We start from the raw sequence: 25,806 nt of genomic DNA on the forward strand, positions 1-25,806 counted from the left end.
ATCCAATGTAATTGATTGGTTAACGATACTGGCATGTTCGCCTCTTGCTATTCCCATTGTCGTAACCATAACCAGTTGGATGGACACTTCACTAACCAGATATGACTTGCCTATGCGTCTGCGTCCATAGATGGCCACAAACTCAGACTTCTTAGAATACAAATTTTATTTTGAACCCCACCATTCTTTGTCTAAAAATCAGCGAAAAAGGGAAATATTTCTTGATTTTCGCTGATTTTTGAAAGGCATGCTGCTCTATTTTATGTGGAAATGGTAGTCATCTTCATTAGGTTCGTCTATCATGATGCTACCCTTGTTAGGTTGGAACTTGAAGTTGCGGATACTGCATTTCTGCAGGCTGTCGGTCGATTCTGGCATCATGCCAGACAGATTTACCTGACCATAGACCGACATCGCTCCAGATAGATTTATTAATTCGGGGGTGTAGATAGATGGTAGATCATTGATTCCAACTTTGCCTTGATGTCGGCATCGGGATAGCCATACGGCGTTGTACACACGATTCGCAAATCGTAATTATTGAATAGTTCTTTGCAGCAATCCTGAATATCCTGTTCGCTGACTTCGTGCTTGAAATACTGGTACGTCGGTTCCTCCTTGACGAGTGGCTTGGAATGAATAAAATTAGCCTTGATACAGGAATGGGTATCCAGCACCTTATAGTCACGGATATTGGTCAACGCTTGCTGCTGGAGTTCCTTTTGCTTTTCTATCGTTAGTTGTTCTATATGAGCCTGCACCCCGTTGTGTATGATGTCATCCAGCTTCTTCGTGACATCATCGACAAAGTCACTCAACTGACGCTCGTCGGCATAGAGGTCTAATGCCGTCATCATTCTCAATTCAAAAACGGGGCATCGGAAAAACGGAGCGTCTTCATCCATCGACACCGTTACTTGCGCATCCTTAGAAGTACCAAGAATCTCGCCAAGTCGGCCGTAAACCGCCTTTTTTCGAAGATAGTCCAGATTCTTGGTCGCCGATGCCGCTACACAAGGTTGCACGAAACAGAACTGAAGATAAAATGCCGGAACGTCGTGCTTTAACATCAGCAGCTTCTGGTGGTTCAGTTTATTCACGCCCCTTTCGGGAGCGGACATATTGGGACAACTGCCGAATTGCTGCTTGATGATATCAACGATATCGTCTGGCGCTTTGCCAAACACATACAGACACTGATTCTGTGGCACATACCAACGCTGGTAGTACGCCTCAATCTGCTGGAGCGTAATGCTGCGGATACTGTTGATTTGTTTGTTAATCAACTCATCGAGGGTACATCCATCCACAAATGTGGCCTTTAGGCTGTTTTCTCCGGATTTTGCAAGGTCGTATCTGCTGTTAGTGATCTCGTTGACCAGAAACGTCTTCTGGCGCTCCAACTCAGAATCCGAGAAACGGGCATGACCTGCTATCTGGGATAGCAGCTCTACACACGACGCCGCATAGGCACGCTCTTTCTTCAAACGAAACAGATTGAACTCCGTACACCCGTTGTCCATCTCTGAACAGTAGGCGGGAATATCGGGTATAAGGCCATTAAGGGCACGGAAACTGGGGATGCGCTGCATATTCAGGGCATCGAGATGATCCTTTACCACGCCAGCTGATCCTACAGTGAGATTCTCGGAGAAAAGCATCCTTCTTAATAAGAGCGCGATGCCAGGGGTACCCTCATCGTCTCCAGTGCCAGATTTCTGGATGAGTCGCATTTCCAGCCCATTACCTGTAAAACCGTTGTCGCACAGATAATAGCGGAAACCATTGTCAAGAACGCCTTGAGAGATATTTGAAGGGGTAACGAGGAAATCCTCGTACTTAACAGTCTCCGACTGTGCCGATGTCTGGACGGCGAAAGCACAAGCCATCGTAAATAATAAGAGTTTTGTTTTCATCATTATATCAATATTAGTGCCGCAGAAGGGCGTTCAGTTTTTCAGTTATTTCATTCTCAGGATAGCCATACGGGAGGATGCAGTCGATCTTGAGCACAGACTTGCGGACAAGCTCCTTACAGAAATTCGAGAGATCCTTGCCACTAAGCACGAACGACCAATAGGCATCAGAATCCTCCTGCTTAAATAACGGTAGAGCATAAGTGAAACATACATCGGGTTGCATAAATGGGTCGATAGTATTGCCCTTACCGTCGCCCTCCTGCAGTTTTTTCATTGCCAGAGCGCGATGCTGTTCAATCACATTCCTTTTGAGCGTGTCCTTAGGCATTTGTATCTGAACACCGTTGTTCCTGACATCATCCAGTAAAGCAGCCACACTATCCACGAAAGCCGGCAAGCCTCCACCGGGTAGTTCTTCATTAAGGTTGTAAGCAAAGGTTGTAGTCAGCATCATGCGGTTTTCAACCTGATAACGTGTAAAACAGTTGCTTGCAAATTTACGTTCCTTCATCTTCTCGTAGAGGGCGTGATTGATTTTTTTCAATGCATAATAATCTCTGATGAACTGAGGGTTCTCCTTTTCCGCCTGTGTCAGATGTGGCAGCGCAAAAGTCAGCGTTAACGTACAGGATGCGTTTCCGCATCTCTCGACAAGCATATCCCTCTTACCGAAATCCAAGATGGTGGGCGAAGGAGTAGGAACACGGGGGCGATTGCCGAATTTGCGTTTTATCATCTCCTCAATGCCATCAGGGATTTTACCTGTAACCAGGAGGCACTGATTCTGAGGTTGGTACCATTTCCGATAGAATGCCTCAAGCTGCGACTGCGTGATCTTCCTGGCACTGTTTAATCGCATTTCACGCCATTCGTCGGGATCATGCCCGGACCAATAAACTGCCATGCCGGCATCCAGCACTCTTCGGTTCAATACGTATTTCCGATTAGCAACCTCGTTCAACAATCTTTCTCTCTGCCTTTCCAAATCAGCGGAATAGATGTTGGAACCACCGGCAATTTCAGCTAATATCTCCATACACGAATCGGCATAGGCCCGTTCGGGCTTGAGTCGATACAATTCGTATTTCATAAAATTTGCCCAAGTGAAAGCGTTGAAACCTGTACCGTAATCCTTACCGAGCTTTTTCAGATATTGGATGAGGGTGTCTCCTCTAGCAATCGGTCGATTCGCAGTTGACAACATGTGTTCCAATAGATGCGAAATCTCTATTGTTTCGCCATCATCATGACACCCAGTCTTCTGCAGCAGACTCATCTGAAAACAATCGTCGGCCCGCTTGACGATGTAATACTGAAAGCCATTGTTGAGCGTACCATGAATAATCTGGGAGGTATCTCTCAGCAAGAAATCCTCGAACCTGAGATTTCCGGATTTAGCAAACGCCTGAATTCCCAGAAGCCAGGCGAGCATGATTAAAACACACTGTAGTTTTCTCATCATTTGTCTATTTTAGATAGTTTATATTCATAATTTAGCCATTTAAGTTATGACGGTGCAAAGATATGGCAATCGGCTTAACTACACAAGACATATATGGTTTGTATCATGGTATTTCATACAAATACGCATACCGACAGACTGCTATTGCACTAACATTCAAACAGTTAGTCAACCATAGCATTTTCGCAAAGGCATTCGAATGTATAACGTGTGTATAAGGGCTGATGGTGGTTATTCTGGGGGTTATCGGGTCAGTGAGAACTTCATGGAGAGTCCGAAATCGTAAGTGGTGGTGGGATAGCTGTTGCTGGAGAGCAACGGGGTGTTGGTCTGACTGTCGAAATAGGCCGTCAGCGTGAGCAGGCGTGAGAGGGTGTAATCGGCCATGAACGAGAACTTGAAGGCAGAGTTGCCACTCGAAGCTGACGACACGCCTGTGGCGATATCGCGGGTGATGGCAGCCTGCTTGCGCAGCGATACATCGAGACGGAGATTCAGGTCGTGGTTGACACCGGTTCTGCGGCTTTGAGCATTAGACCTTGAACTTTGAACATTGCTGTCGCCTGCAGACTTCTTACGGGGATTCTGGGCTTTAGCCACCTTGCGGTTGCCCTTAGCGCCAAAGAGATTGAAATCACGTAGCTTATAGGCCAGACCTACCACCCAGTCCTTGCTGAGCGACTCGTTGAGCTGGATGCTGGTCATCGAGAGGTTGAGCACACGAGTGGTACGATACTCCAATTTAGCCGTCAGATCGTTCTGGAAGGTGGCATCGACACCCAGCAGCGGCGAGAACGCCTCGTTGATACTCACCGTAGAGTAGCTGGTATTGACATAGCTACCCACACTGTACACGCTCTTATAACCATGGTTGAGGTTCAGGCTCTTCAGATGATCCTTCACCCAAGGCAACTTGGACAAACCGCCATAACGCATGCTCCAGTTGGGCAACAGACGTGTGAGTGCGGGGAAGATGCTGAGCGACTTGCCAGCCCCTGAGGTGTAGGCCGACAGGAAGGCGGGGATGAGCACCTCGGCCGAATACTCCTGCCCTACCCGCTGCTGGAACTCAGGTATCAGCTCACGGAAATGGTCGAAGGCTGCCGAGTGGTAGCCGTTGTTGGCATTGCCCATACCTGCCAAAGCCCCCCGCAGCGAGATGGTGGTCATATTAAAAGTGCCACTCAGGGTGGTGGGCATGCCGGCATACATATACTGCACACTCTTAGCACGATTATCGGTACGCGAGGCCGCGAGATCTATCTTCAGATCACGGATAGGCTCGACCACCGCCTTGATCTGCAGATCCTTGCTGATATTGATATTAGCCGGTGTCGACACACTGTCGTTACACAACAGCCAGTCGTGTTCCATCGCCTTGTCGATATAGCCATCGCCCATCAGTCCGAAGGCGAAGTCGAGGCCTGGTGCCAGGGCGCCACCCGACTTGTTCTGTCCCAGCATATCGCCCACATTCGGCATGAAGCCTGGCAGCAGCAGCGAGTACTGGGTGCGATAGCTGATGTTCACACTGCGCACCATCATCAGGAGCCGTGCCACACTCTGAGCAGGCTTGTACCACCACGACTGTTCGATGTCGCGCTTCACCTTGACAGAGTCCTTGACGCCAGGCTTCTGTGTTGCGGCAGGCCGCTTGACAGCAGTCCTCGCGTTCTTAGCCGTCGCCCGCTGAGTGCGCTTGAAACGGTCGTTGACTTTCTTCAGGAACGGGATGTGGTTATAGAGTGTTTCGAGGTTCAGGGCGCTGTTGATATTGAGCTGACGGTTGCTGGTGATGGTATTACCCAGACTGGTGCCATCCTCCATTTCGGTACCACGCTCCCAGGTGTAACGGCCTGTGTATGAGGCATCGGCTGTCAACCAGTCGAAGATGGGCAGCTTGTTGAGCGGCAACTGGTACGAGGCGGTTACCTGCTGTTGGTAGTCGAGCGGCGTTCCCCAGTTGCGGATGCTCTGCTTCACAGAGTCCTTCCAAGCCACATACTGCTCGGGATAGAGGTCCTTGTTAATCGGCGTATAGGGTTCCTCAATCTCAGCACGGGTGGCCGACTGGAAGGAAAAATGCAGGTTTTTGGTGAAATCCCAGCGCAAAGAGAAGTCGCGGTTCCAGAGGAACTGCTCCGAGAAGGTGAGCGGCAGGTTCTGGTTCTCCAGACTCTCGAGGTCGCGCTCCTGCAGTTCGTAGTAGTTGCGCGTCATCTCCGTATTGAACGTCACGCTCTGAGGCAGATAGTTGAAGCCCAACGCCTTGGGGAAGTTGAGCCACTTCGACTTGCCTTTCAGCTTCTTAAACGGCTCCCACGTCTTATAGACAGGCGAGTAGCTGTAGTTGAAGGCGCCACGCCACTGGTCTTCCTTCTCATAGACGGTAGTCTTACCCGAGGTGTTACGATGGGCATGACTGTACGACAGCGAGAAGTTGGCAGGGTCGTAAGGCATGGGATGGCGCTTGGTCTTCAGGCCCCAGCGCAGGTTCGACAGCGAGAAGTTGGTGTTACGGGTCTTGGTGATGGCAACACTCTCAATACTGTCGCGCTCGTGCTGGTTGGCAGCACTTTCCAGGGCATCGCTCAGGCGCATATCCGAATCGAGCGGATTATAGCGTGGGCGCACCTCTTCATGACTGACAGAGTAATAGAGCGGCGCACTCACCTTGGCCTTGTCGGGGAAGAACTTACCCAGCTCTAACTGGGCAGTAAACGAGTACTCCTTCTGCGTATCGGTAGAGCGCTCCATCACACTCTCCTCCAAGCCGCCGAAACCATCGCCGACATAACGGCCGGAGAGGTTGACTGTTCCAAAATCAGACAGCTGTACGTTCATGGTGCCCGATGCTGCCCAACCACCATTATTGTTGGCATCCATCAGGCGGAGTTCGTTCACCCACACCTCGCCCGACTTCACCTGGTCGGAGATGTTACGCACACCTATCATCATCACCTTCACCTCGCCTAAGGTGGGGTTACCCTGCACACGCACTGTGTTCTGGGGCTTTCGGGGGTCGGGCTCGCTATACAACTGGTTGAAGCTGCCTATGCCCTGTGCCTTGGCCCGATTGCGGGCCTTCTTAAGCTTAGTGAACACGTCGAGGTTGATATCCAGCATATTATCCTCGGGCCATACCGCACGACGATCGGCAGTGGCATACTTGCTATAGTCGCTGCGATCGGGGGTGAGCGAGAGGGGGATCTCGTATTCGTAATAGTTGTTCTTATAGTCGCTACCCATGCGCACAAACACAGCCAACTGGCCATCACGCAACTGGGTGGCATCGGGCATTAAGTGGTTGGCATGCACAAACATCTGCATGTGCTTGTACTGGCGCAGGTCGAGGTTCATGTTGCGATACACCGCCTTCGACTCGCCACGCTGCAGGTCCTTTACCACCATATCGAGCGACTGCTCGTTGTTCTCAACCAACTGCGGCTGTGAGGGATCAGTCACACGACTGATACCTGGCGGCAACACGTAGTTGACGGGCGTCTTATCGTTGTTTTCCTCGATGTTCACGGCACTCACCTCGATGGTTCCACCTTCGGCACCTGTGCCTAAGCTCTGCTTATACACACGCCACTCGCCACGCACCAGGTCGAGCGAACCAAAGCGCAGGACGATAGGCTTCTGGAAGCCCGTCATAAACATACGCATGAAGCGCACGCTGGTGAAGTCGCTGATACTGCCCACCTTGCGTTCGTATTCAGTCAGCGGGATACGGAACTGGAACCAGTTCACGCTGGTGGTGTCGCCGTTACGGAGTTTCACACTGCTGGTACGCATATCAGTGATAAAGCAATCGGCAGGAGCCGCCCCATTGCGATAGGCATCGAGTATCTCAGGGCTGATGCGCACCTTGTACTGGTAGTAGCGCTCGTACTCGTTCAGCGTGTAGTCCTGATTGATATCCTCCACATCGGGTCCGCTCTTGTAGCTGGTATCATAGCTCTCTGTCTGATCCTCCGTTTCAGGCGAGTTACCCTGAGGGTTGTTGATACGCTTATAGCGCTCGAGAATACTCTTGCGCTCGCTATCGAAATCAGAACCACGATAGTAGTGGTAGTCGTCGCCGGCAGGGTCCTGGCGCCAGGCATTCATGGTACTGTCGTTGGTCACGATGGCACTGGCAGCATTCAGCCACTCGTTATAGGCGCCGAACTGCTGTTCCTCCTCATCAGTCAGTCCGTTGTAGCCCACATCCTGTTTCTTGCGCGAGCCAGTAGTGGTGGCGAAGGCATAGGTCTGGGTGGCCTGTACGGGTATCCTACCCCATTGGGTGGTGGTATAGTTCTGACTGCCATCCACTGGCATGCCGCTCTCGTAGAACTTCTTGCCATCGCGCAGGATATCCTCGCTCACCTCACCCAGGTTGAAGTACAGGTCGCCCGCATAGTCAGCGGCAGTGCCCTGCTCACGGGTGTAGATGAAGGGATCGAGCAACCAGAACTCGATATACTCGATGTTGGCCTGCTCGAAGTCGTTGGTATCAATCTTACGCATCATACCACCCCATTTGGTCTGCGGCTGCTGCAAGGTGCCATCGCTGTTCAGACTCAGTGAGAGGTTGTAAGGACCACGCTCCTGTGGGTAGTAAGCCAGGTTGAGGATGGGCAGTGTAGAGGTAGCGCCATTGTAGGTACTCTGGTCGCGGTTAGGATAGAGCTCCTTCACATACACCTCACGCACATAGTGGTTGGACAACTGTTCCAGATCGCTCTTGATATGCGCAGGCGTGAGCGTGGAACTGCGACGGGTGAAGATGGGATCAACATTATACCAGGCCAGCAAGGCACGGTTATAGCCACTCGAGACACCAGTCTTATCAGCACTCTCCTGGAACATCGAGGGCACGCTCGACAGGATCCACTCCTTGGGGTTGCTCATATCGAGGTAGCTCTTGGTATTCTCGAAATCGTCAACATACGAGGCGTTATCCTGTGTGCCACGGGCACGTCCGGCTATCAGCTGGGCAAACTCACCCGTGAACGAGATGTGCGAGGGCTGCTTGACGTGCAGGAACGGAATCTTGTTGAGCATCGAGGTGAGCCACTGCGACTCCTGCTTCCAGTTGATGTTCAAGCCCCAGAGGGTGTTGCTCAGAGGCTCCTCGCCCATCGCCACCTTCGAGGTGAGTGCCTGCTCGTGGAGATGCATCAACGTACCGCCAATGGTCAGGCTCTTGGAGAGCTCGTATTCCCAGTTGACGCCCAACATGGTCTTACGCTGCATGCCGTATTCGGTATCTGATTCGAGCGACACATTCACGTTGGTACCCGCATCGATGATGCTCTGATTGAGAATGGTCACCTCGCCTGCCGAATAGTCGACCGAGTAGTCGGAGCCCTCTTTCAGTATAACGCCGCCAGCCGTTACCACCACCGAACCGTGAGGCACGTTCATAGCCCCCAACGAGATGACATTGGCCGATGAGCCCTTGTACTGGCCTACCAGTATATACTTATCCTTCTCGGCTATCAGCTTAGCCACCGTCTTGGTCGAATCGTAGAGTTCGCTGAACACGTATTTCTCAGCCTCCCCTGCAGGCAAGCCGTTCTTCTGCAGCTGTTGGCGCAGGTAGGCACCAAAAGGCTCGGCCGAAGGCAGGAACACACGACCATCGCTCACGGTATAGCCCTCTACGAAATCGAAGTAGCCGTTAGAGTGCAGTTTGTTGTTATTATCCAAGCGGTCGCATCCCAGCATCTTCAGGAGCGTCTGACTCTTCACACGCTGATCGGGGATATAGGTGAGATAGACACCAGCCGTATCGCTCTGGAACTTGATGTCGAGACGGAACTTGGTCTTTTCCACTTTCGAGGCAAGGTAGTACACGTTTTTCATCATCAGCTGCCAGTTGGGCTGCAGAGGGTTGTTCGATGTATTCTTCAGCGCCTTCACATAGAGTGCCTTCGAAGTCTCTGTGATGTCGGCAGCAAACTCACCTACCTTGTAGGTCACGCCACCTGATGTGAACTCATAGGCTACCGCCAACACCTGATCAGTCTGCAGACCAGCCTTCAACGAGACATAGCCCAACGCCTTGTTGACAGTAAACTCCGACGAGGTGAGCAGACGGGCACTGGAGAGTTTCTCGTAGTCGCGGCCGTTCTCAAAGTCGGGCATACCAGCCAGCACCGTATTGGTCTGGTCGATATCGCGCGCATCGGCATATTGTGTGGTCAACAGGTTGTACAGGTTGTTAGCCTGGTTGTCGGGAACGCGCTGTGAGCCCTCGCCCAAATTGGCCACAGCCACGATATTACGGGTGTTCGAGGTGGTGCCCGTCTTGTTGGTCACCCAGATTTCCACACGGGTAATCTCAACGCCAGTAGTGAGATTGGGCAGGGTACTCATGGCCTGATCGTAGCGGTTACGGAAATAGTGCGAGAGGAAGAAGTGACGGTTCTCCTCATAGTCGGCCACATCCATCTCGAAGGCTGTTGTCTGTGTGCCACCTTTCGACGAGACACTCTTCGACGAGGATTTCTTCTGTGACACCACGGCCTGCAATTTCAGGTGTCCGAACTGCATATCAGTACGCACACCAAACAGACTGCTGGCGCCTTTCACCAATGAGTTGTTCGACGGGAACGAGATATTACCAGCCTCAACCAGTTTGATAATCTCATCCTCCTTACCTTCGTATTTCAGTTTGAGGTTCTGGGCATCGAAATCAAACGTGGCATCGGTGTTGTAGTTCAGGTTCATGTTCACCTTGTCGCCCACCTTTCCGTTGAGGTTCAGGTTCACCTTCTCATCGAAATCAAACGAGGTGGTCTTACGGTTACGGATGGGCAGCGAAGGGTTGTCAATCTTCTTGATGTTACCACCGATCTTCAGTTCGGCAGTTCCCTGGGTTTTGATACGCACACCACCAGGACCGAATATCTTCTCGGCAGGTCCCAGGTCGAAGTGCATATCCATCAGGTCGAACTTATCCTTACCTGCATTCTCTGTGTTCTCGGTATTCTTCTTGTAGAAGAAATCGTGGAGGGCACGCTTCTCCACCCACTGACGATATTCCTCAGGCGTCATCAGCGTGGGAGCATGGAGGTACGTGTCGCCCATCTTCTGACCGATATAGTACACGTTGAGCGAATCATTGTACTCTACCGTCTCGCGGACATTAGGAGGCAATGGCAGCTGTTTCTGCGCATACGTACACACGCACGCGTAGAAAAAAACAAGCACTATAATCCCTAAACGCCGCTTCAAAGGAGATGTTATTTGATTTGTTTGAGGGCAAGTTTCACCACTTGCTCAACAGGCGCATCGGGCTGTTCCTGCAGAATCTGGAGGACCACCTTCTGGGTAGGCGCAGGCGAGAAGCCAAGCATGGTCAACGCGGCTATGGCCTCATCCTTCACCTGACTGTTGACAGGTGCCGTAATCTGTCCGCCAGCAGGAATCTCATCCGAGATACCCAATGTCACAATCTTATCTCTCAGATCGACAATGATACGCTGGGCGGTCATCTTACCAATACCCTTGATATTCTGTATCATCTTGGCATTACCCGTAGAAATAGCATTACATAGCTCTGCCACACTCATGCCCGAAAGCATCATACGAGCCGTGTTGGCACCAACACCACTCACAGTAATCAACAGGAGGAACATCTCGCGTTCCTTTTTATTCACAAAGCCATATAATAAATGAGCGTCTTCGCGAATAGCCTCGTAAACGTAGAGTTTCACCTCCTTTTTTCCTTGTATCGCACTGAATGTGTTCAGTGATATGTTTAAACCGTAACCGACTCCTGCCGCCTCGATGGTTGCCAATGCGGGGGTTAACTCGGTCAGTTCACCCTTGATGTATTCAATCATAACTTACTATTTTGTATATATACACCTATTTAAACGAGGAAACCTTTCATTTTATTGCATATTTGGCCCATAAAGTTTCAATTTGTCACAAAGTGAAAGATTTTAGATTATTTTTCTGGCAGATTGTTACGCAATTTACAAGAAAAGCATTACTTTTGCAACCGCAAATTAGGAAATAATCAAGAAAAGAAGTTTTATAATATGAAAAAGATCAGAGCAGCCGTAGTAGGTTACGGCAACATCGGTAAGTATGCACTTGAGGCTCTCGAGACCGCTCCCGACTTTGAGGTAGCTGGTATCGTGCGTCGTAATGGTGCAGAGAACAAGCCTGCAGAACTGGCTCAGTATGACGTTGTAAAGGACATTCGCGAGCTGAAGGATGTAGATGTAGCCATTCTGGCCACCCCAACCCGCAGCTGCGAGGAGTATGCCAACCAGATTCTGCCTCTGGGCATCAACACTGTAGACTCTTTCGATATCCACACACAGATTCGTGGCTATCGTGAGCGTCTGATGAAACTGAACAAGGAGACTAACACCGTCAGCGTGATTGCCGCTGGTTGGGATCCAGGTTCTGACTCTATCGTACGCACCCTGATGCAGAGCTTGGCTCCAAAGGGTCTGAGCTACACCAACTTCGGTCCTGGTATGTCGATGGGCCACAGCGTATGTGTACGCTCTAAGGAGGGTGTTAAGAATGCACTCAGCATGACAATCCCCTTGGGCGAGGGTATCCACCGCCGTATGGTATATGTAGAGCTGGAAGAGGGCGCTAAGCTCGAAGAGGTAACCAAGGCTATCAAGGCCGATCCTTACTTCGCCAGCGATGAGACTCACGTGTTCCAGGTAGAGAGCGTAGACGACGTTCGCGACATGGGTCACGGTGTAAATCTGGTTCGCAAGGGTGTAAGTGGTAAAACTCAGAACCAGCGTCTGGAGTTCAACATGAGCATCAACAACCCTGCCCTCACCGGTCAGGTTCTGGTTAACGTAGCTCGTGCTTCTATGCGTCTGCAGCCAGGCTGCTACACAATGATTGAGATTCCCGTAATCGATATGCTCCCCGGCGATCGTGCCGATCTCGTTGAACATCTGGTATAAAGATGAAAATGTGAAGCTGTGAACATAGCGATTTTCGTATCAGGAAGCGGTACCAACTGCGAAAACCTGATTAAATATTTTGCTGGCTCCGAGCGTGTGCATTGCGCGCTCGTAGTCAGCAATAAGTTTGATGCCTACGCATTAGTACGAGCTGAACGTTTAGGAGTGCCCACAGCCGTAGCCCCCAAAGCAGAGCTGAACAATCCTGACGTAATGATGCCGTTACTCAGGCAATATGGCATCGACTTTATTGTATTGGCAGGTTTCCTGCCTCTGATTCCCAACTTCCTTATCGAGGCCTACCCACACCGCATTATCAACATCCACCCCGCTCTTTTGCCAAAGTACGGTGGAAAAGGCATGTGGGGACATCATGTACACGAGGCCGTGAAGGAAGCTGGGGAGACAGAGACGGGAATGACCGTACACTGGGTGACGCCCGTCTGCGATGCCGGCGAGATAATCGCCCAATACAAAGTGGCGCTCTCGCCCGATGATACTGTTGACGATATCGCCGAGAAAGAGCACCAATTAGAAATGAAATACTTCCCCAAAGTCGTCGAGGAAGTATTAAAGAGCATTTAAACTAAAGTCCGCTGCTAATCAACAGCGGACTTTAATATTTCTGACAGTGTAGGATGGATGTGGACCATATCGGCGAGTTCGGCCATAGTGGTGTGTTTGCACATCAGGACACTGACCTCTTGGATGATATCAGCAGAATGAGCGCCATAGGCATGACAGCCAAGGATGAGACCATCGGGTGAGACAAACAACTTTAACAATCCCTCTGTTTCATTCATGGCCATAGCCTTTCCATTGGCGCGCCAGAACGACTTCTTGCACTCGTAAGCAATACCTTGCTCTTTAAGCTGATCCTCAGTAGGACCTACGCAGGCTGCCTCTGGTTGGGTGAATATCGCAGCTGGCATGATGCTGAAGTCGATACCATCTTTCTTGCCAATAATCTGGTTCACAGCATGTATGGCCTGCATCTCAGCGGCATGAGCCAGCATCTGCTTGCCATTTACATCGCCAATGGCGAAGACATTGAACGCAGAACTTTGAGCTTTGAACTTTGAGCTTTGAACTTTGAAATTTTCGTCTACGGGGATGGCACCATTGGGGGCGAGAGCAACGCCTAAGGCCTCGAGGCCCAAGCCCTCGGTACGGGGCTTGCGTCCTGTAGCCATCAGGACGACATCGGCATCGATAGCAGCGATGTCTTCTACAGCCGTCTTCATCTTGAAGGTGATACCCTGCTTTTCAAGATATTTACGCAGACGCTTGGCGATATCGCTATCAAGGGCAGGCAAACATTCCTTCAGATACTCAATGACTGTTACCTCAGAGCCAAAGCGATTGAACACTGAGGCGAACTCCATACCTATCACACCGGCACCAATAATAGCCAAGCGTTTGGGCTGGGTTTCAAGGTTCAACAAACCTGTAGAATCTACCACACGCGGATCATCCATCCCCTTGATGGGGAGCCATTTGGTTTCGGAGCCAGTAGCAATGATAATGTTATCAGCGGTGTAATCGCCAACGGTATGAGCATCTGCAAACACGCCCTTCTCGCGCACCAACGTGATGTTTGGATGTGAGAGGATGCCCTCCACACCCTGACGAAGTTGGGCTACAACGGTAGCCATACGCTCACGGGCCTCGGCAAAGGTGGCGCTATGCACGTAGGTCTTAGTGGGTATACACCCCACATTCAAGCAGGTGCCGCCCACCTCAGAACCTTCGAAGATGACAACCTTCAGGCCTTGTTTAGCAGCATATTCAGCGGCGCGGTAACCACCTGGGCCCGCGCCGATGATAATCAAATCAACTTTTTCCATTGAACATTGACCATTGAGCATTGAACTTTACAACTCTGCCTTAAGCTGGCGATAGGTTGTTACAGGATGCTTAGCGGCGAGGACATCGTCGACACGTCCGATAGGTGTCGTGTGTGGTGCACTCTTCACCATCTCAGGATCGGTCTTAGCCTCCTCGGCAATCTTTCGCATCACATCAATGAATCCATCAAGCGTCTCCTTCGACTCGTTCTCCGTGGGCTCGATCATCAGGCTCTCGTGGAACAGCAGAGGGAAGTAGATGGTGGGTGCATGATAACCGTAGTCGAGCAGTCGCTTGGCCACATCCATCGTGGTTACTCCTGTACTCTTATCCTTCAGTCCGTCGAACACAAACTCATGACAGCACAAACCATCAATAGGCAGTTCGTAGACATCCTTCAGACTCTCCTTGATATAGTTGGCATTGAGTACTGCCAACGGACCAACCTCCTTGACATGCTCACGGCCCAACGAAAGGATATACGCATAGGCACGCATCATCACAGCATAGTTGCCTTGATAGGGCGACACGAAGGGGAAGCAATCCTGCAATCCCTCGCGAACACCTACAGGACCTGAGCCAGGACCGCCGCCACCATGAGGCGTTGAGAATGTCTTATGCAGGTTGATATGCATCACGTCGAACCCCATATCGCCAGGGCGACAAGCACCAAGCATTGGATTCAGGTTAGCACCATCGTAATACATCAATCCACCGCAGTCATGTATGAGTTCTGCAATCTCGGGGATACGGGTCTCGAAAAGTCCGAGGGTATTAGGATTAGTCATCATCATGGCAGCAATCTCCTGACCTTGTTCAGCCACGATATGCTGCAGATCCTCGAAGTCAACCTGACCGTTGGCCAGTGATTTCACCTCAACAATCTCCAATCCGCATACTGCTGCCGAGGCTGGATTAGTGCCATGTGCGCTATCAGGTACAATTACCTTTTTACGCAGCAGGTCACCACGCTGGCGATGATAGTTATCGATAGTCATCAATCCCGTCAGCTCACCATGAGCACCAGCGTATGGTTTAAAGGTGAAGTGAGCCAAACCAGTAAGTTCGCAGAGCGATTTCTCCAAAAGTGACACCAAAGCCAAGGCACCCATCACCGTCTTCTGAGGCTGCTCTGGATGCAGATTCTGGAACTGAGGCAGAGCGGCCATCTCCTCGTTGATTTTGGGATTGTACTTCATGGTACAAGAGCCCAACGGATAGAAGCCGGTATCTACACCAAAGTTATTATTCGACAGATTGGTATAATGACGCACCACCGTGAGCTCGTCGCACTCAGGAAGTTCAGCATCCTCAGCACGCTTCATCGAAGCAGGTATCTCGTAACTACCATAGTTATTCTTTGGCAGACTGTATCCTTTGCGACCCTCCTTTGAGAGTTCAAAGATCAAATTTCCATAGAGTCGGTTGTTCATAGGGCTGCTATCTTTACGAGGTTATCAATTTCTTCCTTAGTACGCTTCTCAGTAACAGCGAAGAGGATGCCATCGGCCAACTTAACACCACCAAGGAATCCTGCATCGACGAAACGCTTCTGCAATGCATCAACATCGCCGTCGTACTTTACATAGAACTCATTGAAGAAAGGTTGATTGTAAACCAGATGGTACTTACCTGTTTCAACAAGTTTATCGTAGAGATAGTGAGCTCCTGCATACGAGAGTTCGGCAGCCTCTTTCACACCCTGCTTACCCATCAACGAGAGATAGATGGTAACAAAAAGCGCCATCAGACTCTGATTCGAGCAGATATTTGATGTTGCCTTCTGGCGACGGATATGTTGCTCGCGAGCCTGAAGGGTAAGCACGAAAGCACGCTGGTCGCGGCTGACCTCCGGTCGACCTCCGTCACGACTCGGCAATGCCTGAGCAAGCTCGTCATTGCTCTCGCTGCTCCCTCGGTTATCCTTTGTCATACCAACGATACGACCAGGCATCTTACGAATCAGCTTCTCTGTGCAACACATATAGCCCACATAAGGACCACCAAACAACATAGGAATACCTAACGACTGACCATCGCCAACAGCGATATCAGCACCCCACTCACCAGGAGTCTTGAGCACAGCCAGATCAGCAGCCACACTGTCCATGATGAATAGCGCCTTATGCTCATGGCATGCCTCAGCAAAACCAGTAAAGTCCTCAACGATGCCATACACATTTGGCTGCTGAACTATGACACCAGCAACACCATCGAAGTTGGCTGATGAGAGGTCGGTAACACCATCTTTGAGAGGTATCGTAACCAGTTCGATGTCCTGATGGAGGGCATAGGTATCAAGAACCTTGCGTGTCTTGGGATTCAACCCCTCAGAGACCAGTACTTTATTCACTTTCTTACCAGCTGCGACTGCCATCATCATCGCCTCGGCACAGGCGGTGGTGCCATCGTACATTGAGGCATTGCTGATGTCCATACCTGTCAGTTCGGCCATCATGCTCTGATACTCAAAGATATAGTGCAATGTGCCCTGAGAGATCTCTGCCTGATACGGCGTATAGGACGTCAGGAACTCTGAGCGTTGCAGCAGACTTGGTATTACCGATGGTGTGTAGTGATCGTAAACCCCATAGCCGGCAAAGCAGGTGAGCTGCCGGTTCTGCGACGCCAACTTCTCGAAGGTGTCGCGCACCTCCAGTTCGCTCATCTCCAACGGCAGCTGGTAGTCGCCCTTGAAGCGGATGCTGTCGGGAATCTGGGCGTAGAGTCCGTCGAGGTCTTTAACCCCCGCCTTCTCCATCATCGCCTTCAGATCTTCCTGAGTATGCGGAAAATACTTATAATTCATAATCTAATTACTTCTCACAGAAGGCAGCGTAGGCCTGGGCATCCATGAGGTTGTCGAGCTCTGCCTTGTCGCTCAGTTCCACTTTGATAATCCAGTTCTCGAAAGCATCCTGATTGATCAGCTCGGGCTGGTCGTCGAGGGCTTCGTTCACCTCAACCACCGTGCCGCTCACAGGCGAGAACAGATCGCTGGCAGCCTTCACGCTCTCCACGGCGCCAAACTCCTCACCGGCTGTCACCTCATCATCCACGTCGGGCATATCCACATATACCACATTACCCAAGGCGTTCTGTGCATAGTCTGTGATACCGATGAAACCAAAATCACCTTCTACTCTTACAAATTCGTGCGACTCTGAGTAGTAGAGTCCTTCAATTACTTTAGCCATATAGTTCTATTTTTTAATTATTACACTTTTCAATTCTTTAATTTTTCTTGTAGCTCTTGTTATAGAATTGTTTCTTAACCACCTTACCTGGGAACACTTTCTTGCGAATCTGAATCTGCAACTCGGTATCGAGTTTAGAATAAGCAGCATCTACCAGCGCCATGCACACGCTCTTATCTGACGACAGGGTGTGGTAGCCAGTGGTTACCTCACCGATAGGCTCACCTTCCATGTTAAGTACGGTATAACCATGACGTGGGATAGCCTTGTCAAAGAGCTCTATACCAACAAGTTTCTTTGCTGGTCCCTCAGCCTTCTGCTTGGCGAGAGCCTCCTTACCGATAAACTCAGCCTTATCGAGTTTAACGAACATACCAAGGCCTGCCATAATCGGAGTGATGTCAGCAGAGAGCTCATCGCCATAAAGAGGCAGACCGACCTCAAAGCGCAGTGTATCGCGACAACCAAGTCCACAAGCCTGAACACCTGCAGCAATCAGTTTATCCCAACACTCGTTGATGTACTCATGCGAGCCGTATATCTCAAATCCATCCTCTCCTGTATATCCAGTACGCGAAATGATGACATCACCAATCGTCTTGCAGGTGTAGAATGTCATCTCTGCGCATGGGATACCAAGAACAGTCTCAACTGTATGTTCTGCCTCAGGCCCCTGAACGGCTATCTGCCCATAGTAGTCGCTACGGTTCTGCAAGTCGATATCGAATCCTTCGGCCTTCTCCTGCATCCACGCCCAGTCCTTATCGATATTGGCGGCATTGATCACCAGGAAGAAGTCGTTCTCGCCCATCTTATATACCAGCAGGTCGTCCACCGTGCCGCCATCCTCGTAGCACATCATACCATAGTATATCTTGCCTATGGGTGCGCCAGCGATGTCGTTCGTAAAGATATGCTGTACGTAGCGCTCGGCATCGGGTCCTTTCACCGTCACCTCACCCATGTGACTCACATCGAAGAGGCCTACATGTTCGCGCACAGCCGTATGCTCGGGTGCGATGCCGGCACTCTGGTACAGTAAGGGCATATCAAAGCCGCCAAACTCCACCATCATTGCACCAAGCGAAATATGCTTGTCATAAAGACAAGTACGCTTGGTTTTCACGAATATTTCTTGTTTTATTGCCATAGATTATTGTTGTTTTATTTTTATTGTATTAAGTGAATAAAGTCTTGTTTAAGATAAGTCTGCTCAATTTCTTCAATCCCGGCCACCTGTTCCTCGGTAAGCACCAGATTGCCGTCGCATAGTGTATCGCGTATCTTCTGTTTTATCTCTTTGAGCGAGAGCGGGGTGTGATCTTTAAGCAAGGTTATGCGTTGCCTAACACTTTGTATACCTTTCTTTTCAAGTTTCTCGGCACTCGGAGTGATAGCGTTCAGCATGTGTTGCATATTCGTGTCGTAGAGCATGGTGCTATGAACAATGCTACGCCCAGGCAACTGATAGAAAGCCGTTCCGCAAACCTTCCGGTCGCCAATCATAATGTCGTTATGAGCGGTGCTTGTGGCAGTAACACCTATCTTGTGCAAGGCCAGCTGTATCATAGTAACAAAGCGATTAAAGGTAAAGCCAACGTTGTCGCCATCGGTAACCATCGATAACATCAGGTTGTCCATATCGGCATAGACGCAGCCACCGCCACTCTTCCTTCGAACTACACGTATATCATGCTCGCGACAATACTCCAGATTAACTTCGTTTTCTACTACCTGATTCCGCCCGAAGATAACAGTCGGTGCCACCTGCCACATAAAAAAGCAATCGGGCTCGCTAATATGGCGGGCCACATATTCCTCCATCGCCAGATAGAACGACAGTTGACGGTTTTCGTTAGTAGGCAAGGCGATATATTTCATACGTAAAGCAAAGTCGTTAAAACTTCTGCAAAAATATGAAGATTTTATGTAACCGCCAAACTATTTCCTCTAAATTTTACTAAAATCTTTCATTGTCCGCCCAACCTCTCGAAGTAGGGAATTATGTCGTCCCACGTCTTGAAGGTATCAGAGCCGAATTGTATCAACGTAGCCATGCCGTCAACCTTCTGTGTATCAATTAGATAGTCGCCATAGAGAAGTTGCGGTTGGTTGGTAAAAATGGTATGACCGTAGGCTGGCACATTTATGTACTCATACAGCCAGTCGTTCACCTCTGCATAGCTACTTGTATCTATCGTAGCAGGGGCAACAAAGTATAGCTGATAAGTCTCAATCAACTGGCGGATAGCCTTTTGCGACGAGCTGCGAGGTTTGCCGTACTGATCTATCAGCGCATTTGTGCTGATGTATACGATAGGACGTTCCCTACCCTCCTGTCGATCACTTACCCAACGAATGACAGGCACCACAGAGTGCATAAACGAATTGTCGTTCATGCGATGCTCGCCGTGGAAACGTACAGCCTGATGGTAGTGTTCGCGAAACAGGTCGTATGTATCTACCGTAGTGTCTTCGTCGCCAAACAAGCCCCAAACATGCTTTTGTTCGTCGGCATCATCAGCCTGGGCAAAGCAACGTTCGGTAATATCCTTATATTCCTTGACAAGGGCCTTGGTGACGATAAAATCCTGCACACCATCCTGTCGGGGATTCTGATAGTGTTGTGCCCCTATCATACCATGTTCCTTCATGGTGTCGCCCATCCTCAGCGCAGGGTTCACCAGTATACGATCGTAGCCATGCAGCATCTCGGCATACATGCCGCCCATCGATGTGCCGATAATCAGGTCAGGATTCTCGGTTTCACATATCTTATATAATAGACTCAAGGCCTCCTCTGGGTGTATTGGCAGGTCGGGAGCTATCACATTAGCCTGAGTCAACACCTCGCGGATACGTGTAACTGTGCCCGACTGTCCTGACGAGGCAAAGCCATGCACATATAATACTTTTTTGTCCTTAAATAATTCCATCATGGTGCAAAAATACAAAATAATTGCGAATTTGTTTGCTCGAAACGAATTTATTTGTATCTTTGCAAGCAAAAAACTATATATTGAATAACGTTAAACCGTAGAGATTATGAAAAAGTATTTAGCAGAAATGGTAGGCACAATGGTGCTGGTACTGATGGGGTGCGGCGTGGCCGTTAGCCTGGGTTGTGATCCTGTAAACAATATTCCCGCTGTGGTGGGAACGGCTCTGGCTTTTGGCCTGGCTGTGGTGGCGATGGCCTATACCATAGGCGGCATCAGCGGCTGCCACATCAACCCTGCCATCACTCTGGGCTGCTTCCTGAGCGGTCGAATGAGCGGTAAGGACTGTGGTATGTACATTGTGTTTCAGGTGATTGGTGCCTTTATCGGTTCGCTACTGCTATATATTCTCACTGAAAACGTTCCCGGTCTGGAGGGTACTGGTGCCAACGATTTACAAGCCAATGTCAGCGTTTTGGGCGGTTTGTTGGCTGAGATCATCTTCACCTGCGTATTCGTACTCGTAGTGTTGGGAGCTACCGCCAAGACCAATGGTGCCACTAACAACTTTGCTGGCCTGGCCATAGGTCTGTCGCTGGTACTGGTTCACTTAGTATGCATCCGTTATACCGGCACATCAGTCAACCCTGCACGCTCTATTGCACCAGCTATCTTTGAGGGTGGTACAGCTCTGGCCAATCTATGGATATTCATTGTTGGTCCGCTGATTGGCGGTGCCTGCGCTGCTGGAATCTGGAAAATGATAGATACAAATAAATAAAAAGGAAAGAAAACTACAGTGAAACAAAACAACGGACTTTTTAAAGCAAACGGCACCAACTATATGGTGCCGTTCGTATTGATTACAACACTCTTCTTCTTGTGGGGCTTTGCCCGTGCCATTCTTGATGTGCTCAACAAGCACTTCCAGAATGAGATGCACATCTCCATCACACAATCGAGCCTAATTCAGGTTACCACCTATATGGGCTATTTCCTGATGGCAATACCCGCAGGACTGTTTATTAATCGTTTCGGCTATCGTCGTGGCGTCGTGTTTGGCCTGCTGCTCTTTGCCCTCGGGTCGTGGTTATTTGTGCCGTGCACTGAGGCTGGCACACTTGATGCCTACCTGTTTGCACTGTTCATCATCAGCGTAGGATTGGTATTTCTGGAAACAGCAGCCAACCCCTATGTGACCGAACTAGGCGGTAAGGAGACGGCGTCGAGTCGCCTCAATCTATCGCAGTCGTTCAACGGCCTGGGATGCTTGTTTGCCACCTTTGCCGTGGGCCAGTTCCTGTTTAGCAACGGTGGTAATGTGGAGATACCCTACGTCATTTTAGGGTTTGTAGTACTGGTAATAGCAGTCATTTTTTCACGCGTCGATCTGCCCGAAATCAGACACAACGACGGCTTGGAAGAAAAAGCCAAGTACGGTCGAGAGCCACTCAAACGCATCTGGCGACACAAATACTTCGTCTATGGCCTCATTGCCCTGCTATGTTATGAGATAGCTGAAATTTCCATCAATAGCTATTTCATTAACTATGTGACGGGTATGGGGTGGATGGACGACCGTACCGCCTCGATGGTACTCACTGGTGCACTGGCATTCTTTATGGTAGGTCGCTTCGGTGGCAGTTTCATCATGCGCTGGATTCCCGCAGAACGGATGCTGATGATTTGCGGTTGTGGCTGCGTAGCCTGTACCATGCTGGTACTCATGAACTTCGGTCGCGTGTCGTTAATCGGTCTGCTGGGCATCTATCTGTTCGAGGCCATCATGTTCCCCACCATCTTCTCATTGGCAGTTCGTGGACTGGGCTCACTCACTAAGAGCGCATCGTCGATACTTATGATGACCCCAGTGGGTGGTTGTGGTTTCCTGCTGGTGGGCCTCATCGCTGATGCTACCGACATGGTCGTTCCCTTCATCATCCCCCTACTTTGTTATATCACGGTAGGCCTCTATGGTTTCGGTTTGACTATCCATCGCATAGAGAAAAGTACCTTCCAACGCTAAAATGTAAGAAATACACCTCTATATTTCATCCACTCTTTTAAAGAATGTAAAATTGGCTAAACGGTTGAAACATAACCGTTTAGCCAATTTTCAAATCTACAAACATCCACTTTTCCTGCTAAAAGCAAATGTGCATATCAAAAAAACCATTAAATTTGCATCGGAAAAACCTAAGTGGGTAAATTCTAACTTATAATTAACATTTAATAAAACCAAAGTATGAAACAAAGCAGGTTAATGACGATGTTGTTGGCACTTATGGTGACCATGACATCTTGGGCCCAGGGCATCCTGGGTACTGTGGTTGACGATCAGGGCGAACCCGTTATCGGCGCCTCCATCGTCGAAAAAGGCAACCCCAAGAACGGATCCATTAGCGATTTTAATGGTCAGTTCACCATCAACGTGAAGGGGGGGACACCTATCATTATTTCTTATATTGGCTACCTGAAACAAGAGGTAAAAGCCACCAACAACATGAAAGTGGTGCTGAAGGAAGACGCTAAGACACTGCAGGACGTGGTGGTGATTGGTTACGGCGTTCAGAAGAAGAGCGTAGTGACAGCCTCTATCGCCAAGGTAAGCGCCGAGGATCTGGAAGGAAAGACACCCGTGCGTATCGACAACGCACTGAAAGGTCTGGCCGCTGGTGTGAACGTAACATCATCTTCTGGTCAGCCTGGTGCTTCACCTCGCGTACGCATCCGCGGTACAGGTACTATTAATAACAGTAACCCTCTTTATATCGTTGATGGCATGCCTATTGAAGGTGGTATCGACTTTGTGAACCCATCAGATATCGAGTCAATCGAAGTACTGAAGGATGCCGCTTCGGGTGCCATCTATGGTGCACGTGCTGCCAACGGTGTCGTACTTGTCACTACCAAGAAAGGTAAGATTGGCAAGGCCAGCATCAACTATAACTTCTCTATGGGATGGCAGAGTGCTTGGAAACGCAGAGATGTTACCAGCGCCACAGACTATGCCATTCTGCAGAATGAGTTGCGCGTAAACGGTGGACAAGCTCCCCTCTACGCCGATCCTTATAACCTGACCGACACCAACGGCAATCCTATCAATGGTTTCGGTACCGACTGGCAGGACTTGGTATTCAATGACAACGCACCTGTACAGAACCACGAAGTAAGCATTAGCGGTGCCTCAGAAAAGTTGAACTACTACCTGTCACTGGGCTACTACAATCAGGAAGGTATTGTAGGTGGTAATTATGGTCAGTCTAACTATGAGCGTTTGAGCCTGCGTTCAAACAATTTCTACAACGTACTCGACGCTACTAAGGAGCGTAACTTCCTCAACAAATTGGACATTTCTGTCAACGTAGCTTATACACGCATCAAGAGTACTGGCGTGAGCGAAAACTCTGAGTGGGGTTCAATTCTGGGTTCTGCCCTATACCTGTCACCCACCATCGCTCCTACTGTTACCAATCAGGACATCGCTAACCAGATGCATCAGAACTACGAAGTAGAGAAGGAAGGCAAAACAGCCTACGAGCTGCAGCGCGACGCAAACGGAAACTATTACACTGTTCCCGGAATGTTCGGCTCATACGCTGAGATGAACAACCCACTGGCACTGCTAAACATGAATCCTACCAAGAACTGGAGCCACAAGTTCGTTCCCAAGTTCACCATCGATCTGCAGCTGTGGGATAATCTGAAGTATCATTTCAACTATTCTGTCGACATGTCGTTCTGGGGATATGATGCTGCCACCTTGTCAAAATACTACCACTCTGGTAATGCCAAAGGAGAGCATACCTCAGCCAGCACTCAATGGAACAAAGGTACTAACTGGCAGGTAGAGAACACACTGACTTACGACAAACAGTTCGGCAAGCACTCTATCGGCGTAGTACTGGGTCAGAGTGCCATGAAGAATAAGGGCGACTATGTAGGTGCTGAGCGCTGGAATATTATCAACCTCGACAAGCCTTACATGAGCTATACCAACTCTAACGTCATCTACAAGGTTGATGAGAACGGCAAACTCATTGGCACTCCTTACGCAGAATTCAGCGGCTGGGGTGGTCCAAATGTTGAGCACCGTATCAGTTCGCTCTTCGGACGTATCAGCTACAACTACGACGAGAAGTACATGTTCCAAGGAACTATCCGTCGCGACGGTTCAAGCCGCTTCGGCGCCAACAACAAGTATGGTACATTCCCATCAGTATCTGTAGGTTGGAACATCATGAACGAGAAGTTTATGGAACAGACCCGCAATTGGCTCACAAACCTGAAATTCCGCGCCAGCTGGGGTAAGAATGGTAATGACAACATCGGTGACTTCCGTTACACTGTATCTAATGCCATGGGTAACAATGTTTACTTCGGAAACCCCGTAGTGAAGCAGATTGGTTCAAAGGCTTCTACAACAGCTAATCCAAGCATCAAGTGGGAGGAGTCAGAGCAGACTGACCTCGGACTCGATTTCGGTTTCTTCAACAATGCCCTGACTTTCACTGCTGACTACTATATCAAAAAGACCAACGGTATGCTCATCGAAATGCCTATCCCAAGTTACGTAGGTGAGAGCAAGCCTATTGGCAACGTTGGTGACATGGAGAACAAGGGTGTTGAGTTCGAATTAGGCTACAAGTGGAACATTGCTGATGCACGTTTCTCAGTAAAAGCTAACGCCACCTATACCAAGACAACCCTGAAGAACTTAGGTAACGAGTCAGGATTCATTGACTACGATGGTGTTCAGGGCTTCACTGGCGGTTCACTCTCGCGTGGTTCTAATGGCATGCCTTTCCCATATTTCTATGGTTACAAGACAGCTGGTGTATTCCAGAATCAGGCAGAGGTTAATGCCTACACCAACGCTGATGGAGGGCTGATCATGCCTAACGCACAGCCTGGTGACACCCGCTTTGTTGACGTTAATGGTGACGGACAGATCACATCAGACGACCGAACCATGATTGGTAAAGGTACACCTGACTGGAACTTCGGTCTGAACTTCAATGCAGAATGGCGCGGCTTTGATTTCAACGCCTTCTTCCAGGGGGTTGCTGGTGCTGATGTATTCGACGCCACCTACCGTACCGACGTAACTGCAGGTAACTATCCAACCTATATGCTGAATCGCTGGACTGGTGAGGGTACCTCTAATAAATACCCTATCCTCCGTGCGGGTGACAACACCAACTGGCAGGTAAGCGACCTCTACATCTGCGATGGCAGCTACCTGCGTCTGAAGAACATCTCTTTGGGTTACACCGTGCCACAGAAGTTTACTCGTAAGGCATTCATTGAGCGTCTCCGTGTATTCGTGATGGCAGAGAACCTGCTCACATTCACCAAGTACTGGGGATTCGACCCCGAGATCTCTTCTGGTGGTACTTCATTAGGTATCGACAAGGGTGTTTACCCTCAGGCACGTACTTATACCATCGGTGTAAACGTAGCATTCTAAGACAACTATTCGTAGAATCAATAAAGCAA

At 49.7% G+C, this 25,806-nt stretch carries 18 protein-coding genes; 6 read left to right on the plus strand and 12 right to left on the minus strand.

What is annotated here, in order from left to right:
- Positions 1 to 255: 255 nt before the first annotated feature.
- The 3 genes from T495_RS15890 to T495_RS0108340 are packed head-to-tail and all read right to left on the minus strand — an operon-like array spanning position 256 to position 3,195.
- The gene (locus T495_RS15890) at positions 256 to 414 is read right to left on the minus strand and encodes a hypothetical protein (protein ID WP_155993540.1); all 159 of its coding nucleotides are present in this window, start codon (positions 412 to 414) and stop codon (positions 256 to 258) included.
- Between the two features lie 17 nt (positions 415 to 431).
- Positions 432 to 1,919 (minus strand): insulinase family protein, encoded by a 1,488-nt coding sequence (locus T495_RS0108335; protein ID WP_033148300.1) that lies wholly within the window; start codon positions 1,917 to 1,919, stop codon positions 432 to 434.
- A 10-nt stretch (positions 1,920 to 1,929) separates the two neighbouring features.
- The gene (locus T495_RS0108340; RefSeq protein WP_197020366.1) at positions 1,930 to 3,195 is read right to left on the minus strand and encodes an insulinase family protein; all 1,266 of its coding nucleotides are present in this window, start codon (positions 3,193 to 3,195) and stop codon (positions 1,930 to 1,932) included.
- On the opposite strand from T495_RS0108340, the gene T495_RS16050 reads away from it, so the two are divergent.
- Positions 3,136 to 3,357 carry a hypothetical protein gene (locus T495_RS16050; RefSeq protein ID WP_197020377.1) on the plus strand — a complete coding sequence of 74 codons (222 nt, stop codon included), beginning with the start codon at positions 3,136 to 3,138 and terminating at the stop codon, positions 3,355 to 3,357. The two genes, T495_RS0108340 and T495_RS16050, sit on opposite strands and share 60 nt — an antisense overlap.
- Positions 3,358 to 3,624: 267 nt before the next feature.
- Here T495_RS16050 and sprA read toward each other — a convergent pair whose 3' ends face one another.
- Entirely contained in the window at positions 3,625 to 10,587 is a 6,963-nt protein-coding gene (sprA, locus tag T495_RS0108345) for a cell surface protein SprA (RefSeq protein WP_231495073.1), read from the minus strand.
- 32 nt (positions 10,588 to 10,619) lie between these two features.
- Positions 10,620 to 11,222, minus strand: coding sequence for a Holliday junction branch migration protein RuvA (ruvA, locus tag T495_RS0108350; protein WP_033148302.1), 603 nt, complete (start codon positions 11,220 to 11,222; stop codon positions 10,620 to 10,622).
- A gap of 201 nt (positions 11,223 to 11,423) precedes the next feature.
- Between ruvA and T495_RS0108355 the strand changes: the two genes are divergently transcribed.
- Together T495_RS0108355 and T495_RS0108360 are read left to right on the plus strand one after the other, a co-directional pair.
- A complete protein-coding gene (locus T495_RS0108355; protein ID WP_028902079.1) occupies positions 11,424 to 12,323 on the plus strand; it encodes a diaminopimelate dehydrogenase in 900 nt (299 codons plus the stop codon).
- 18 nt (positions 12,324 to 12,341) lie between these two features.
- Positions 12,342 to 12,908, plus strand: coding sequence for a phosphoribosylglycinamide formyltransferase (locus tag T495_RS0108360; RefSeq protein WP_033148303.1), 567 nt, complete (start codon positions 12,342 to 12,344; stop codon positions 12,906 to 12,908).
- A 14-nt stretch (positions 12,909 to 12,922) separates the two neighbouring features.
- Here T495_RS0108360 and T495_RS0108365 read toward each other — a convergent pair whose 3' ends face one another.
- The 7 genes from T495_RS0108365 to T495_RS0108395 all read right to left on the minus strand — a co-directional run bounded on the left by T495_RS0108365 (position 12,923) and on the right by T495_RS0108395 (position 20,307).
- Positions 12,923 to 14,170, minus strand: coding sequence for an NAD(P)/FAD-dependent oxidoreductase (locus T495_RS0108365; protein WP_033148304.1), 1,248 nt, complete (start codon positions 14,168 to 14,170; stop codon positions 12,923 to 12,925).
- 27 nt (positions 14,171 to 14,197) lie between these two features.
- Positions 14,198 to 15,604 (minus strand): aminomethyl-transferring glycine dehydrogenase subunit GcvPB, encoded by a 1,407-nt coding sequence (gene gcvPB / locus T495_RS0108370; RefSeq protein ID WP_033148305.1) that lies wholly within the window; start codon positions 15,602 to 15,604, stop codon positions 14,198 to 14,200.
- On the minus strand, positions 15,601 to 16,980 hold the full coding sequence (gene gcvPA, locus T495_RS0108375) for an aminomethyl-transferring glycine dehydrogenase subunit GcvPA (RefSeq protein ID WP_033148306.1): 1,380 nt from the start codon (positions 16,978 to 16,980) through the stop codon (positions 15,601 to 15,603). The genes gcvPB and gcvPA overlap by 4 nt, the downstream gene beginning before the upstream one ends.
- A gap of 7 nt (positions 16,981 to 16,987) precedes the next feature.
- The gene (gene gcvH, locus T495_RS0108380) at positions 16,988 to 17,368 is read right to left on the minus strand and encodes a glycine cleavage system protein GcvH (protein WP_028902074.1); all 381 of its coding nucleotides are present in this window, start codon (positions 17,366 to 17,368) and stop codon (positions 16,988 to 16,990) included.
- A 37-nt stretch (positions 17,369 to 17,405) separates the two neighbouring features.
- Positions 17,406 to 18,494, minus strand: coding sequence for a glycine cleavage system aminomethyltransferase GcvT (gene gcvT / locus T495_RS0108385; protein ID WP_033148307.1), 1,089 nt, complete (start codon positions 18,492 to 18,494; stop codon positions 17,406 to 17,408).
- 44 nt (positions 18,495 to 18,538) lie between these two features.
- Positions 18,539 to 19,249, minus strand: a complete 711-nt coding sequence (locus T495_RS0108390) for a lipoate--protein ligase family protein (RefSeq protein WP_033148308.1) — start codon at positions 19,247 to 19,249, stop codon at positions 18,539 to 18,541.
- Positions 19,250 to 19,338: 89 nt separating this feature from the next.
- Positions 19,339 to 20,307, minus strand: a complete 969-nt coding sequence (locus T495_RS0108395; RefSeq protein ID WP_033148309.1) for a YqiA/YcfP family alpha/beta fold hydrolase — start codon at positions 20,305 to 20,307, stop codon at positions 19,339 to 19,341.
- Between the two features lie 106 nt (positions 20,308 to 20,413).
- On the opposite strand from T495_RS0108395, the gene T495_RS0108400 reads away from it, so the two are divergent.
- From T495_RS0108400 to T495_RS0108410, 3 genes are all read left to right on the plus strand, one after another.
- Positions 20,414 to 21,088 carry an MIP/aquaporin family protein gene (locus T495_RS0108400; RefSeq protein ID WP_033148310.1) on the plus strand — a complete coding sequence of 225 codons (675 nt, stop codon included), beginning with the start codon at positions 20,414 to 20,416 and terminating at the stop codon, positions 21,086 to 21,088.
- Between the two features lie 63 nt (positions 21,089 to 21,151).
- Entirely contained in the window at positions 21,152 to 22,333 is a 1,182-nt protein-coding gene (locus T495_RS0108405) for a sugar MFS transporter (protein ID WP_028902069.1), read from the plus strand.
- 219 nt (positions 22,334 to 22,552) lie between these two features.
- On the plus strand, positions 22,553 to 25,777 hold the full coding sequence (locus tag T495_RS0108410) for a TonB-dependent receptor (protein ID WP_033148312.1): 3,225 nt from the start codon (positions 22,553 to 22,555) through the stop codon (positions 25,775 to 25,777).
- Positions 25,778 to 25,806 lie beyond the last annotated feature (29 nt).

This window comes from Prevotella sp. P6B1 (assembly GCF_000702825.1).
In the GTDB taxonomy this organism is placed as follows: domain Bacteria; phylum Bacteroidota; class Bacteroidia; order Bacteroidales; family Bacteroidaceae; genus Prevotella.